Here is a 14431-nt window from a genome sequence, read left to right as displayed (position 1 = left end):
ATGGCGGCTCCGGCCCCCGCGGCCCGGGAACCGGCCCGCGCGCCCGCCCCGGCCCCACCCGCCCCCGTCCCCGCGGGCCCCGCGCCCGCCACCACCCCCGGAAAGCTCGCGGACGAGCTGTCCCGCGTGGTCGTCGCACCCGACGTCCCCAAGGAGGAACTGGCCCTGCAGGGCGGGGCGGTGCTCGCGGTGCCCGCGCCGGTCGAGGAGTACCTGGCACGCAAGGGGGCCGCGGGCGGGCCCGTACGCGTCCGCCTCGGCCAGGTCGCGGCCGGAACCCTCCACCTCCGCACGACCGATCAGGGGCTCACCACGGCAGCCGGCGGCGGGTTCCAGGCCGTTCCGCTCCTGCACCCCCTGCTGCTGCCGCTGCGCACCGAGGGCATCGAGCCGGTGCTCGCCCTGCGCGTCCGCGACGGCGTCCTGGAGGGGCACGCCTCGGCGAGGGTGAAGGGCGTACTGCTCGACGGCCCGTCGGCGCTGCTCGGCCGGATGGAGGCCTGCGCCGAGACGCTGGGCTGGCACGGCGTGCGCGGACTGCGGCTGGCGGGCGTGGAGAACGAACTGCGCGGCCCGACCCTGTTCGTGAAGGCCGGCGGGATGTCCTTCACGCTCGGCGGCTTCCTCAGCGCCTCCGGGAGCCTCGCACTCGCGAACGAACTCGTCGTCTTCGACGCCGTCGCGAAGGGCACGGTGGCCGGGCTCGGCTCGGTGGAGGTGCCGGTGGCCCGCGGGCCGGACGGGGCGCTGTCCGGGAAGGCGGTCGTGGACGTGGCGCTGCGCGGGTTCACCGGGCAGGTGACGGCCGCCTTCGCGGCGGGGGCCGTCGACCTGTGCGGCACCGTGCACTACGCCAACGAGAAGTTCGACGGCGAGGTGACGCTGGTCGCCACCGACGCCGGTACGGCCCAGAAACTGACGGATGGTCGGCTCCCCGGCCAGGTCGGCTCCGCGAAGGCGGCGGCCGGGGAGGCGGAGCCCGCGGCGGCGCCCGCGGGCCCGCGGCCCGGCCCCCGAGTGGTGGCGGGCTGGGGAACGGTCCGCGTCCGGCTGGCCGACTGGCTCAGCGGCGAGGCGGTGGTGGTCGTCGACCACCACGGCGACGTCACGGTGGTCGGCAAGATCCAGCCGAAGATGGACAAGCCGCTCTTCGACACGAAGGACTACGCCAGACAGCTCGCGAAGTTCGAGGTCCGTGCGGCCTACGGCATCCCGCTGGTCGGCAATGTGTTCCTGTTTGCCAACATCGGCCTCGAGGCGATCGCGAAGATCGGCCCCGCGGTGCTCGACAGGATGGAACTGACCGGCACGTGGTCGACCAAACCGGAGGTGCTGGGGAGCTTCGGCCTGACCGGCACCCTCAACATCTCCGCCTACGCGGGCCTGCGGCTCAAGGCCGAGGGCGGCGCGGGCGTCCAGCTCGTGGGTCACGACGTCAAGGCGGGCATCGCGCTCACCGCACTCGCCGGGGTCCGCGGCTACGTCGAGGCCACGCCGGTGATCGGCTACCGGGAGGTCGCCGATCCGAAGGCGGGCAAGCGCGGGGAGTTCTTCCTGGCCGGGCACATGGAGATCGCGGCCCGGCCCTTCCTCGGGCTCGGCGGCGAGCTCTTCGTCGAACTGGACAGCCCGTGGTGGTCCCCGGCGCCGGACAAGCGCTGGAACTGGCCGCTGGCGCAGCTGGAATACCCGCTGCCGGGGGAGTTCGGCATCGGGGCGGACGTCGAACACGTCCTGGGCTCGGGGAAGGTCCCCGAGATCACCTTCGGTGAAGTGGCTTTCAGCCCCGAGAAGTTCCTGACGGACCTGGTGAACGACGAGGTCCCGGCCACATCGTCCAAGGACGAGCGGAAGAAGGGCGCCTGGAAGGACCCGGGCGCCCCGGCGGCCGCCCCGACAACCGCCGCGCGGGCCCCGGCGAAGGCCCCGCCGAGGGCGGCCCCCGCTCCCGCCCCGGCCAAGGGCAAGCCGGCCAAGGGCAAGCCGGCCGAGGTTGGCCACGCGGTTCCGCCACCGGAGAAGAAGGACCGCTGGCTGACGGGCCTGCAGGCGCTGGGCGCCCTCGCCGAGCGCTCGCACAAGGACCCGTACGACGAGAGCGAACTGCGGGACGCGCTGGCCGGCATCAGGAGGACGCACGGCTTCACCGTCCTCGACGCCGAGCGGGAGGGGGAGAAGTGGCAGATCACGGCGGGGATGAGCCCCAAGGTGAAGGCGGCGAGGATCGACGCCGCACCGAAGAAGGCCAAGGAGCCGGGAGAGGAGGGGGTCGACCGACGCGTGCAGAGCAAGAGCCACCCCCTGTACAAGGAGGAATACCTGCCCGCGTTCAAGGGAGGCCGGCACCAAGGCTTGAAGAACGGCCCCCGGAACTACGCAGGTACGGAGATCAACCACATTCCGCCGTACGGTGTCTACTCGAAGATCAAGGACCTCTCGTTCGGCAGGGGGCCGGCGATCCAGATGGACAAGATGGACCATCGAGGGCTGAGGGACCGCTGGGGCAACTGGTTCCACCCGCGGGTGGCCAGCACCGGATCCTGGGACGAGGCCAAGGAGCACCGCGCGGAGCAGCTGAGCCTGATGAGGCGCAAGAAGTTCAACGCCGCCGTGGAGAAGGACATCGACGACATCGAGTCGAAGTTCGGCAACAAGTACGGGGACGCCATCGAGCAGATGAAGCCCAAGCTCCGCGAGGAGGGCTGGTGGAAGTGACCGAGCACGGGGAGACGCCCCGGTGACGGTCCCCCCGGACCATGGACGGCATGGCAGCATCTGACGCCCTGACATCCGCCCCCGGCGGCCGCGGCCCCGGAGCCCCGTCCGCCGCCGAGGCCCGGCTCGGGACCGGGCTGCGGTTCCCGTTCCGGCCCGGAAACGGGAGCGGAACCGGCAGCGGAGGCACCGGCGGAGGCAGGCTCGCGTGGGTCGCGGGGGCCGCCGCGATCCGGCAGTCCGTCGAGACCATCCTCGACACCGAACCCGGCGAGCGCGTCATGCGCCCCACCTTCGGATGCGGACTGCGCCGCCACCTCATGGCCCCCAACACCCCCGCCACCCGCACCGCGATCGCCGCCGAGATCGGCGAGGCCCTCAGCGCCTGGGAGCCCCGGATCCGGGTCACCGAGGTCGCCGTGACCCCGGGGGAGGAGCCCGCCCTCGTATGGATCGACATCGCCTACGTCCACCTGCTCGACCTGCGCCCGGACAACCTCGTCTACCCCTTCTACCTGCGGTAGGGGCCGGGTGACGACGGTATGCCGCTGATCGGACCCATCCTCGACGACCGCACCTTCGAACAGCTCCGGGACGAGCTGGTCAAGCGGATCCCGGTCTACGCGCCCGAGTGGACCGACCACAACGCCGGCGACCCCGGCATCGCCCTGCTCGAACTCTTCGCACACCTCGGCGAGTCCCTGCTCTTCCGCTTCAACCAGATCCCCGACGCCACCAAGGTCGCCTTCCTGCGGCTGCTCGGCGTCCGCCCGCGCCCCGCGCTCACCGCCCGCGCCCTCCTCGTCCTGCAGACCGAACGCCCCGAGGGCGTCCAGGTGCTGCGCGGCGCCGAGGCCCGGGCCGGCGCGATCGCCTTCGAGACCGGCGACGAGGTCGTCGCCTGGCCCCTGGAGACCCTCGCCGTCGGCAAGACGCCCGCCCCCGAGGCACCCGGCCCCGCCGAGAGCCGGCGCCGGCAGAACGCGGTCGAGGCCCTGCCCAGGGGAGAGCGCGCGCGGGCGGCCTCCGGAGCCCCCGTCTCCTTCTACGTCACCACCGCCGTCCCCGCCGACCCGCTGGACCCCGACCGGCCGCCCCTGGACGTCAGCACCACCCTCGACCGGTCCCTGTGGATCGCCCTGCTGGCCAAGAACACCACCGACCCCCGCCTGATGGCCGGCCGGACCCTCTTCGTCGGCGTCGTCCCCGACGAGCAGCTCCCGCGCCCGTACGACCTGCGCGCCCGCGACACCGGGGACCCGACCCGGCTGCGGGCGGGCGACCTCGTGAGCGCCCCGCCCGGCTTCCTGTGGGAGCTGTGGAACGGCCCCGGGGCCCCCGCCGCCTTCACCTCCCTCGCCGTCCTCGGCGACACCACCCGCGGTCTCACCACCGCCGGCGTGGTCAGCGTCGAGCTGCCGGCCGCCTTCCCCACCCACCCCCGCGGCCGCACCGGCCCCGGGGACCCGAACGGCCCGCCCCCCATCGACGACGAGAAGACGGCCGCCCGCGTCCTGGGCTGGCTGCGGGTCCGCCGCCCCGCAGGCGAGAACGACGCCATCCACCGCATCCGCTGGGTCGGCGTCAACGCCGTCGGCGCCGTCCAGGCCCGCACCGCCGCACCCGAACTCCTCGGCACGGGAACCGCCGACGCGGGCCAGGTCCTGCGCCTCACCCAGCGCCCCGTCCTCGCCGGCAGCGTCCGCCTGGAGGTCGAGGAGGCCGACGGCTGGCGGCCCTGGACCGAGGTCGAGGACTTCGCGGGCAGCGGCCCCTTCGACCGGCACTACACCCTCGACGCCGAAGCCGGACTCGTCCGCTTCGGCAGCCGCTGCCGTCTGCCCCAGATCGGCGAGCGCATCCGCGTCCTCGCCTACCGGTACGGCGGCGGCTCCGCCGGAAACGTCCCGGCGGGCGCGATCGGCGCGCTCACCGGCGTCGCCGGCGTCAAGGTCGCCAACCCCCTCCCGGCGGCCGGCGGCGCGGACCCGGCCTCCCTCGCCGACGCCCTGGAGGCCCTGCCCGCCGAGGTGCACCGCCGCGACCGGGCCGTCACCGCCGAGGACTTCCGTTCCCTCGCCCTCGAAGTCCCCGGCGTGCGCCGCGCCGAGACCCTGCCCCTGCTGCACCCCGACACGCCCGCCCAGCCCGCCGCGGGCGTCGTCAGCGTGCTCGTCTTCCCCACCGAGGACCAGCGCGACCCCGGCGCCCCGCTGCCCGATCTCGCCCTGCTGCGCCAGGTCGCCGCGTACCTCGCCCCCCGGCGCCTGGTCACCACCGAGCTGTACGTCATCCCGCCCACCTACGTGGACATCGCCGTCTCCGCGGGCATCCGCACCCGCGACGGCTACCAGCCCGACGCGGTACGCCGCTGGGTCGAACTGATCCTGCGCCAGTACCTCGCCCCGCTGCCGCCGTACGGGCCCGAAGGCGCGGGCTGGCCGCTGGGCCGGGCCGTGCGCCGCGCCGAACTGGAGGCCGTCGCCGTCCAGGTGGAGGGCCTGGAGTACCTGGAGGGCGAACTGCTGCTGGCCCGGCGCTCCGGTACGGGCTGGACCCCGCTGCCGCTGGTCCCGCTGGAGCCGTGGGAGGTGCCACGGGTCGCCGCCGTCACCGTGGTCACCGGCGGCCCGCTGCCCGTCGGAGCCGGCTACGGCAGCCCGCCGCCGCCCCCCGGCGACCCCGTCCTCGTACCGCTCCCCCCGGAGGTGTGCTGATGTACGGCGACCGCACCATCGGCGTCCTGGCCGATCCCGACCAGTGGGTGCGCTGCCGCCACGAGTCCACCGCCCTCCTGGAGGAGGGCGGGGTCTGCCTCGCCTGGGAACCCGAGCCCGAGGCGGGGCCCGACCCCGGGACGGCGGTGCACGGACCCGCCGGACTGGCCTTCGACCGCTGGGGCCGCGCCTACCGCTCGTACCCGCGCGCCGGACGCGTGGACGTCATCGCGCCCGGTGGCGGCGCCGACACCCCGCCCCGGCACCGGCCCGGCACCCTGTGCGTCCCGCGAGGGCTCGCCGTGGACGGCGCCCAGCGGCTGTTCATCGCCGAGTCCGGGGCCGGCGCCGTCCACGTCGTCGACCTGTGGGGCGAACGGCTGCTGCGCCGGGTCCCCGTCCGCAGCGCGGCCCGCCCGCACTGCCGGCCCCTCGACGTCACCGCCCACTGCGGGGCGGTGGCCGTCCTCGTCACCCGGCCCGCCGGGATCGTGCTCCTGCGGGGCCGCCGCGGACCGGTGCGCGGGCCCCTGCTGCGCCACCCGGCGGGGAGCGACGGCCTGCGCCCCACCCGGATCGCCGACCACGCCGGACACCTGCACGTCCTGTGGACCGGCGCGGCCGGCGGCCACGCCGTCGTCGCCCGCGCCGACGGCACCCGGCCGCTCGCCGTACCCGGCGCCACCGACCTCGACCTGACCGCCGACGGGGCGCTGGTGGTCGCCCGGGGTCCCGGCCGGCCGCTGCGGCGGTTCCGCACGGACGGCGCGGCCTGGGCGGAGATCGAACCCCTGCGGGCCCCCGGCTACGACGGCGGCGCCATGACCGCCGGCCCCGACGGCCGCGTCGCGTTCACCACCGCCGAGGGCATCGCCCGTACCGCCGGACCGGCCGCCCGGTACACGCCCGCCGGGAGCGTCATCGGCTACCGCCTCGACGCGGGGGAGTACCGCACCCGCTGGGGCCGGCTGTTCCTCGACGCCTGCGTCCCGCCCGGTACCGAAGTCCGCGTCACTTTCCTGACCAGCGACGAGGACACGGTCCCCGACCCGCTGCCCTGGTCGCCGCCCGTGCGCGGACCGCGCACCGTACGCCACCCCGACCAGACCCCGCCGCTGCCCTCCCGGGCCCTCTACGCCGACCGGCTGCCGCCCTCCGCACCCCTCTTCCGGCGCCCGACCGGCCGCGAGCTGCCCTGGGCGCAGATCGGTCCCGAGGACGGCTTCGAGACGTACGAGGCCCCCGTCCAGGCCCCGCCCGGCCGCTACCTGTGGATCGTGCTCCGGCTCGCCGGCACCCCGCGCCTGACCCCCCGCGTCCGCGGCCTGCGCGTGGAGCGGCCCGGACACCGGCTCACCGCCGAGCTCCCCCGGGCCTGGAGCCGGGACGAGGCCGACGCCGCGTTCCTCCAGCGCTTCCTCGCGCCCGCCGAGGGCCTGCTCCACGAGCTGGACTCCCGCGCCGCCCTGCGCACCCTGCTGCTCGACCCCCGGGCCACCCCGCAGGAGGCCCTCGGCTGGCTGGCCGGGCTGCTCGGCCTGGCCCTGGACCGGCGCTGGCCGCAGGCGGCCCGTCGCGAGCTGATCGCCCAGGCGTACGACCTGTTCCGCATCCGCGGCACGGTCTCCTGCCTCGAACGCATCCTGCGGCTCTACCTCCCGCTGCCCATCAGCGTCGTGGAGCACTGGCGGCTGCGCGGCCTCGGCGGAGCGGTGCTCGGCGCCGGACCCGGCGGAGGCCCCGCACCGGCCGTCGGCGGCGCGGCGGGCACGGCCGGGGCGCTCGGCCGGTTCACGGTGGGCGGCACCCGGCCCGGGGAGGACGGATACACCGCCGCCGCGCACCGGTTCAGCGTGCTCATCCCCGCCGATCCGAGCCCGGTCCAACTCGACGTCGTCCGCACCATCGTGGAGGCCCACAAACCGGCCCACACCCTCGTGGACATCTGCCCGCTCGGCACGGGCATGCGGATCGGCCGCACCCTGCACCTCGGACTCACCTCCGTCGTCGGCCCCGGCGCGGCCTGGGGCCCGGCCGTCGTCGGCAGGGTCCGGGTCGGCGCGGACGGCATCGTGGGCGTGCCCGCCGCCGGCTCCCGGGTCGGCGAGAGCACCATCACCGGGGCGGTGCGCGTCGGATGAGCGGCCCCACCGTGGTCATCGACCGGCTGACGGCGACCCTGCACCACGACCCCGCCGCGCCGCCACCCGGCGGGGACCCGCTGCGCGGTCCGCTGCGGCACGCGGTCGCCGGCTCGCTGGAAACCGCCCTGCGCGCCCTGGACCTGCCCCCCGGCCACTGGTGCCTGGCCCGGCTCGACCTCACCGTCGGGCTCGACCTGGACCGCCCCGGTCCGGCGCTCGCGCGTGAGTGGTCCGGGGCGGTCGCCGCCGCCATCGAGCGGACCGTGCGCGAGGGCGGCGCGGCGGCGCCGGGCACCCTCGTGCACTACCGGCACGACGTGGACCTCCTCGCCGACGCGGTCGCCGGACTCGCCGCGGGGCGCCGCGAACGCCTGTGGGCCTGGCGGCAGACCGGCATCCTGGGGCCCGGCGACCCGGCCCCGGAGGCGGCGCCCGGCCCGGCTCTGCTGGCCGCCCTGGAACGCCGCCCCCGGCTCGCCGCGGCCGCCGTGCTGCGCGCCGCCGGGCAGTGCGGGCTCGCCGCGCTGGACCGGGCCTGGGGCCGGGAGGGCTGGCAGCGCCTGGCCTCCCTCGTGGCGCCCGAGGAGCCCGGGGAGCCGGGCGCGGGGACGCCCGACCCCGGTACCCGGGCGCTCGCCCGCACCCTGCTCTCCGGGTCGGGGCTGGCCGGGCTGGTCCGGGCGTCCCGGCTGCGGCCCGCCGAACCGACGCTCGCCGCCTGGGCCGTACTGGTCCTGGCGGAAACCGACCCGGCCGTGCTGGAGCGGCCCGCCGCCCGGCCCGGACTGCGGGGACTCCTGGCGCTGGGCCTGCGCACCCTGGCCGGGGGTCCGGCCCGGCCGGAGCCCGAACCGGACGCGGGGGGCCGGGAGGTGCCGGACGGCGGCTGCGCCGGGTGCGATGGAGGCGGCGGGCCTGCCGGGCGAGCCGAATGCGGCGCGGACACCGGGTGTGGCGGGTGCTCCGGGTGTCCCGCGGACGGTGCACGTGGCGCGCGCGCAGGGGCTGCCGGGTGCGCCGGATGCGGCGAGGACGCCGGGTGCGCCGCGGACGCCGGGTGCATCGCGGACGGTGGATGCGGTGCGGGTGCCGGGGACACCCGGCGCGGCGGGTGTGCCGCGTGCGGCGGCGCCGTCCGTGCCGGATGCCTCCGGGACCCCGGGGGCTCCGGACACCCCGGTGCCGGGAGCGCCCGGCCCGGCGGACCGGGAACGGCCGCCGACGGTGCCCCGCCCGGCCGGAGCCCGCTGCCGCAAGGACCTCCCGCCGCCGCTGCCTCCCGATCCGGTGCGGGGGGTCCCGCGGCCGCCGGCACCGCCGAGCCGGGCCCCGTACGGCCCGCAAGGCCCGCTCCCGGTCCGGCGGACGGCGCGGCCACCCGCTGGGCCGGGCTGCTCTTCCTGCTCGGCGCGGCGCCCGAAGCCGGGCTACCGGACCGCGCCCTCGGCGAACCGGCCCTGGCCGGGCGGCCGTTGCCCTGGGTACTGCACACCGCCGCCCGCGCCCTGTGCGGCCTCGCCCCGGGGGACCCCGCCGCCCTCGCCCTCGCCGGACTCGGCCCCGACCGCGCCGCCGCCCTCCTGCGGGCCCCGGCGGCGACCCCGCGCGAGCAGGAGGCCGTGGAGGCGCTCGCCGCCGACTGGGCGCGGGCCACCGCCGCCCGCCTCGGCGAAGAGCGGTACGCGGACGATCCGTTCGGCGCCGTCCGTGCGGTCGCCCGCCGCCCCGGGCGGATCACGGCCGAGACCGGCTGGATCGAAGCCGTGTTCGCCCACGCCGACACCGACCTGGCCGTCCGCCGCGCCGGCCTGGACCTCGACCCGGGCTGGCTGGGCTGGCTGGGCGCCGTCGTGAGGTACCGCTATGCCTGAGCGCATCAGCCGCGACCTCTCCCGGCGGGCGGCCGAAGTCGCCGTACGGGTGGCCGAGTTGCTGGAGAACCTGTGCAGCGAGGAGGCCGGCGGCGAGTCCGTGGCCTTCCTGCGCGACTGGGCCGCGAGCGCCGCACAGCGCGCCGCTGCCGCCCCCGGCGCCCGCCCTCCGGCCGACACCCCTCTCGACCGGCTCGTGCACCGGTTCGGGCTCGGCTCCCTGGAGACCGACCTGGTCCTGTTCGCCGGGCTCCCCGACGAACACGAGGGCCTGGCCCGGACCTTCCGCACCATGAACCCCTGCGGCGCCCCGCACCCCAGCGTGGGCCTGGCCGGCCTGCTGACCGACTGCGCGGCCCGTACGGCGGCCCGAGGCGGCGTACGGGCGCAGGCCCCCGACCGGGTCGCCCTGCGCCGACTGCTGCACGAGGGCCGGGCCGTACGGGCGGGCGTGCTCGCCCTGACCGGCGAAGGCCCCTTCCACGAACGCTCCCTGACCCTCGCGGACGGGCTGTGGGAGGCCCTGCACGGCCACTCCGCCTGGCCCGCCGCGCTGGAGGAGGCCGACCCGGGACCGCCGGTCGCCGGACTCGACGGGTGGCTCGAACTCCCCGAGACCGTACGGGCGGTCGCCGCCCTGCGCTCCCGAGACCCCCGCATCCTGCTGGTCGGCGCCCGGGACGAGACCGTCGGCCTCAGCCGCTGCGCGGCCCTCGCCCGCGCCGCCGGACTCGGCGTGTTCGCCGCCCGGACCCGGCCCGAAGACCCGCGCGCGATGGGGCTGCTGGGGCTGCACGCCGCCGTACGGGACGCCGTGCCACTGCTGGTGGTGGCGGCCCCGGCGGGCGGGGCGGCGGGCCCGGTCACCCCCGCCGTCGCCCGCATCCCCGGGCCGCTGCTGGTCTGCGCGGCGCCCGGCACCGTACGCCCCGGGCCGCACCGGCCCGTACTGACCGTGCCGGTCGGGCCGGTCGGCACGGCGGACCGGCGCACCGCCTGGCGGGCGGCGCTGCCCGAAGCGCCGGAGCGCGCGTCCGAACTGGCCGCGCGCCACCCCCTCGACCCGGCACTCACCGCCCAGGTCGCCCTCGACCTGCACAGCCGCGCCGCGCTGGCACCGGGCGCCGGGGAGGACGGCGGCGGCCCGGACGTCTCCGGCGCCATCCGGGCCCGCGCCGGGGCGCTGTTGCCCCCCGGCGTGGACCTGGTCGCCCCGCGCGCCCGCTGGCCGCGCCTGGTCCTCGGCGGGGAGGCGGACGGGCAGCTGCGGGACGCCGTGGCCCGGCTGCGCCACCAGGCGCTCGTCCTGGACGACTGGCGGCTGCGCGAGGCGGCCCGCGCCGCACGCGGCGTACGGCTCCTGCTCACCGGGCCGCCGGGGACCGGGAAATCGCTGGCCGCCGAGGTACTGGCCACCGAGGCGGGCCGGGACCTGCTGGTCGTCGACGGCTCCGAGCTGGTGTCGAAGTACATCGGCGAGACGGAGAAGAACCTCGCCGCCTGCTTCGAAGTGGCCGAGCGCACGCAGGCGGTGTTCCTCCTCGACGAGGCCGACGCCCTGTTCGCCGCCCGCACGGAGGTCTCCGAGGCCAACGACCGGTTCGCGAACATGGAGACGGCCTACCTGCTCCAGCGGCTCGACCGGTTCGACGGGCTGGCCGTGCTGACGACGAACCTGCGGCAGAACATCGACGCCGCCTTCATCCGCCGCATGGACTTCGTCGTGGAGTTCCCGCTCCCCGACGAGGCCGGCCGGTACCGGATGTGGGAGCTGCACCTGCCCCGCGCGCTGCTGCACGCCGACGTCGACCTGACGGCGCTCGCGCAGCACTACCCGGTGCCCGGCGGCTGGATCCGCAACGCCGCGATCGGCGCCGCCTTCCGGGCGGCGGACGACGGCGGAGCGGTCCGCCAGGGACACCTCGTCGACGCGATGCGGCGCGAGTACGGCAAGGCGGCCCGCCCCTTCCCCGGGGAGCCGGCCGGGCCCGCCGGCGCCGGCGCGGACCGGCGGGCCGCGCGGGCCCTGGACCAGGCGCACGACCTCCCCGCCCCGGCGAACGGCCGGCGTACCCAGAAGGAGAACCCATGACGGCGCTCGGCTCCGGCAGCACCCCGTGCGGCTGCGGTTGCGGGTCCGCCCCGGACCTGCCCGACGACCCCCCGTACGGGGGCGGGCCGTGCGGCCCCGGCCCCTGCGGCGGGGACGAGCTGCCGGTGAACCCCTTCCTCGCGCTGCGCGTGGCCTTCGGGATGCTGCTCGGCGAGGACGACTTCCGCGTCCTGATGGGCAATCCGCGCGGCAAGCTCATGCTGCACCACGCCTGGCTGCACGGCTCCGGGGTGATCTGGGGGCTCGGGGTCGCCCGGGACGGCGACGAGCTCAGGGTGCTCCCCGGGCTGGCCGTGGACGGCCTCGGCCGCGAACTCACCCTCGAAGCGGCCTGGTGCGTCTCCCTGACCGCGTGGGCGAGGGAGTGGATCGAAGCGCACCCGCCGCAGGGACCGCAGGCCCCCGCGGCCCGGACGCCCGCGGACGACGGCCCCGAGTCCGATCCGCCCCGGCGGCACGCCGTCGAGGCCTGGATCCTCGCGGAGTTCGCGTCCTGCCCGGACCGGCCCGTACCCGCCCTCGCCGACCCGTGCGACGTGACCCGGCGGCACGACGACTTCTCCCGGATCGTCGAGACCGCGCGGATCACGATCCGCTCCACCGCCCCCGCGCCCTGGCGCCCTTACCACCGCGTACGGGTCCTGCTCGGGCTCGAGGAGGCCGCGCCGGGGGACACCGCCGGGCAGGAGGCGCTGCGGGAGGCCGCGGAGGTGGCCCGGGTACCGGCGCACCGGCGGGCACCGGCGCTGCTCGCCGCGTTCCGGCGGCTGGCCGCCGCGGACGCCACCGCGCTGGCACCGGAGCGCGCGGAGGGCGACACGTGTCCGCCGTGGGCGCCGGTCACGGAGGACCACGCCCCCGTGGTGCTCGCCCGCCTCACGGTCGAACTCACCGAGTACGACGGGTGCGTACGGATCGAGGAGGTGCGCGCCGACCCGTCCGTGCGGACCGCGGTCCTGCCCACCACCACCGTCCAGGAGCTGGTGTGCGCACTGGCGCCCGGAATCGTCGGCGCCGCCGCCGAGGCGGACGCCGGAGGCCCGCGCCTGATCCGCGACTCCGTCGCCTGGAGCCGCGAGCACACCGTGCTCAGCTTCGAGGTCACCGCCCCGCTCGCGGCGGGCTCCGCCGAACCGGAGGGCATCGAGATCACCTCGCTCTCCGGCACCGGCCGCGGCTGGGCCACCGACGAGGTCGCCGGGATCCGGGTGTCGGACGACGGGCTGCGGGTGAAGGTGGACCTCGACCAGCGCCCCGCGTACGAGACGGTCCGCGTCCGCGTCCGCGGCACCGGGCCCAAACCCCTGTACGGCCGGCACCCGCGCGCGCCCTTCGCCGGGCCGGAGGGCGGCCCGCCGGGCACCGCCGACGAGGGGAACGACGCCGTCGTCACCGTCCATCTGCCGCGCCAGGCGGCCCCCGGGAGGACCGAGGAATGACGCTCAGCGAAGCCGCCGCCGGGGCCGCGCCGCCCGCCGACCCCGCCAGCCCCGCACCGCCCGCCGGGCCTTCCGCGACCGCCGACGGCGGGATCGACCGCCTCAATGCCTTCGACGGGCTGTTCCTGCGCGCCGAACACCTCAACCGCATCCAGGACTACGCCCGCGAACTGGCCCTGGCCGTCGGCGCGGCGGGCGGTCCCGGCGTGGTCGAGGGCTACGAGGTCGGCGTGCAGGACGGCACCCTGCGCGTCGGCGGCGGTCTCGCCGTCTCCGCTCAGGGCCGCCCGCTGCGCTCGCAGCGCCTCGTCACGCTCCCGCTCACCGGACTGGAACCGGGGCTCGACGGCTTCTGGTGGGTCGAAGTGGCCCCCGATTCCCGGCCCTACGGCGACGCCCCCGTGCAGGGAAGCTACTGCGACGACCCCTGCTCCGGTACGGGGACCACCCGGCGCCCGTACCTCGCCGAGGGGGTGCGGATCAGGCTGGCGGAGGGCTTCGAGCGGGGGCTCGACAACCAACTCCCCGCCTCCCGGCGCAATTTCCTCGCCTCGCGGGTCTTCGGCGCCGAGCGCACCGAGCACTCCCCGTGGCCGTACGGGACCGGCCGGGCGCACCTGCCGCCGTCCTGGGCCCCGCCGGCCGCGAGCCCCGGCCGGCCCGAGGTCGTACGGATCGCGGTCCTCCTGCGTGATCCCGGGAGCCCCGACGGGTGGGAGGTCGACACCTGGACGGCCCGGCGCGACCGGGCCGCGGCCCCGCCGCAGCGGTACTGGCAGTCACGGCTCGGGATGCGGCCCTGGGACGCGTACACGGCCCAGATCCTCCAGTTCCAGGACCAGTTGGCGCAGGTGCTGGGCGCCGCGCGGCCGCCGGCGGCCGATCTGGGCCCGCTGCTGGAGCAGTTGGCCCTCATCGGCGAGCAGCGGTTCCTCAAGAGCCACACCAAGGACCAGCTGGGCGCGGAGGTGGCCCGGCTCATCACCGGCATCGGCGAAGGCGCCCTGGTCCGGCCGCGGGCGGCCGCGGGCCCGTACACCCTGGAGCAGCTGGGCATCGCGGAGCTCCCGCCCGCCGGGTACCTCCCGTTCACCCCGGATCCGGAGCCGGAGCCGGAGCCGGATTCGGATTCTGATCGGAGCGTCGCCCCCGGCGCCGCCCCCGCCGGGATCCGGGCGCTCCTGGGGCAGCGGCTGGACCTCAGGTACTGCACCTGCGCGCTCGCCGACGTCGCCCGGGCGGTGGAGGAGGCGCGCCACCGGGACCGCATCCGGCTCGACGAGCCCGTCGGCGTGGACATCCTGCTGCCCGTGGACGACCGGGAGGCGCCGGTCGGCGACTGGGTCGCCTTCGTCCGCAGGGACCAGCGCCACTGCTACAGCCCCGGATGAAAAATAGCACTCGGTGACTGATCGGTGACGGTGCGCGCATA

The 14431-nt window shown here is 77.0% G+C and carries 8 protein-coding genes; all 8 read left to right on the top strand.

Annotated features, from left to right (window positions below):
* Genes ACFY1T_RS20975 through ACFY1T_RS20940 form a run of 8 tightly spaced genes read left to right on the top strand, consistent with a single transcriptional unit; the run spans position 1 to position 14390 of the window.
* Positions 1 to 2715 (top strand): hypothetical protein, encoded by a 2715-nt coding sequence (locus ACFY1T_RS20975; RefSeq protein ID WP_390789458.1) that lies wholly within the window; start codon positions 1 to 3, stop codon positions 2713 to 2715.
* A gap of 50 nt (positions 2716 to 2765) precedes the next feature.
* Positions 2766 to 3239, top strand: a complete 474-nt coding sequence (locus tag ACFY1T_RS20970; protein WP_390789457.1) for a GPW/gp25 family protein — start codon at positions 2766 to 2768, stop codon at positions 3237 to 3239.
* Between the two features lie 18 nt (positions 3240 to 3257).
* Entirely contained in the window at positions 3258 to 5432 is a 2175-nt protein-coding gene (locus ACFY1T_RS20965) for a putative baseplate assembly protein (protein ID WP_390789456.1), read from the top strand.
* Positions 5432 to 7573, top strand: coding sequence for a phage tail protein (locus ACFY1T_RS20960; RefSeq protein WP_390789455.1), 2142 nt, complete (start codon positions 5432 to 5434; stop codon positions 7571 to 7573). Before ACFY1T_RS20965 ends, ACFY1T_RS20960 begins: the two co-directional genes overlap by 1 nt.
* Positions 7570 to 9447 (top strand): hypothetical protein, encoded by a 1878-nt coding sequence (locus ACFY1T_RS20955; protein ID WP_390789454.1) that lies wholly within the window; start codon positions 7570 to 7572, stop codon positions 9445 to 9447. The genes ACFY1T_RS20960 and ACFY1T_RS20955 overlap by 4 nt, the downstream gene beginning before the upstream one ends.
* On the top strand, positions 9440 to 11539 hold the full coding sequence (locus ACFY1T_RS20950) for an ATP-binding protein (protein ID WP_390789453.1): 2100 nt from the start codon (positions 9440 to 9442) through the stop codon (positions 11537 to 11539). The genes ACFY1T_RS20955 and ACFY1T_RS20950 overlap by 8 nt, the downstream gene beginning before the upstream one ends.
* Positions 11536 to 12999, top strand: a complete 1464-nt coding sequence (locus ACFY1T_RS20945; protein WP_390789452.1) for a hypothetical protein — start codon at positions 11536 to 11538, stop codon at positions 12997 to 12999. The genes ACFY1T_RS20950 and ACFY1T_RS20945 overlap by 4 nt, the downstream gene beginning before the upstream one ends.
* Complete coding sequence (locus tag ACFY1T_RS20940) at positions 12996 to 14390, top strand: hypothetical protein (protein ID WP_390789451.1); 1395 nt, start codon at positions 12996 to 12998, stop codon at positions 14388 to 14390. The genes ACFY1T_RS20945 and ACFY1T_RS20940 overlap by 4 nt, the downstream gene beginning before the upstream one ends.
* Positions 14391 to 14431: the final 41 nt, after the last annotated feature.

The sequence above is a fragment of the Streptomyces sp. NPDC001194 genome, from assembly GCF_042896985.1.
Lineage (GTDB): Bacteria > Actinomycetota > Actinomycetes > Streptomycetales > Streptomycetaceae > Streptomyces.
The sequence above is the reverse complement of the archived record's forward strand: the minus strand, read 5'-3'. Positions and strand labels throughout refer to the sequence as shown.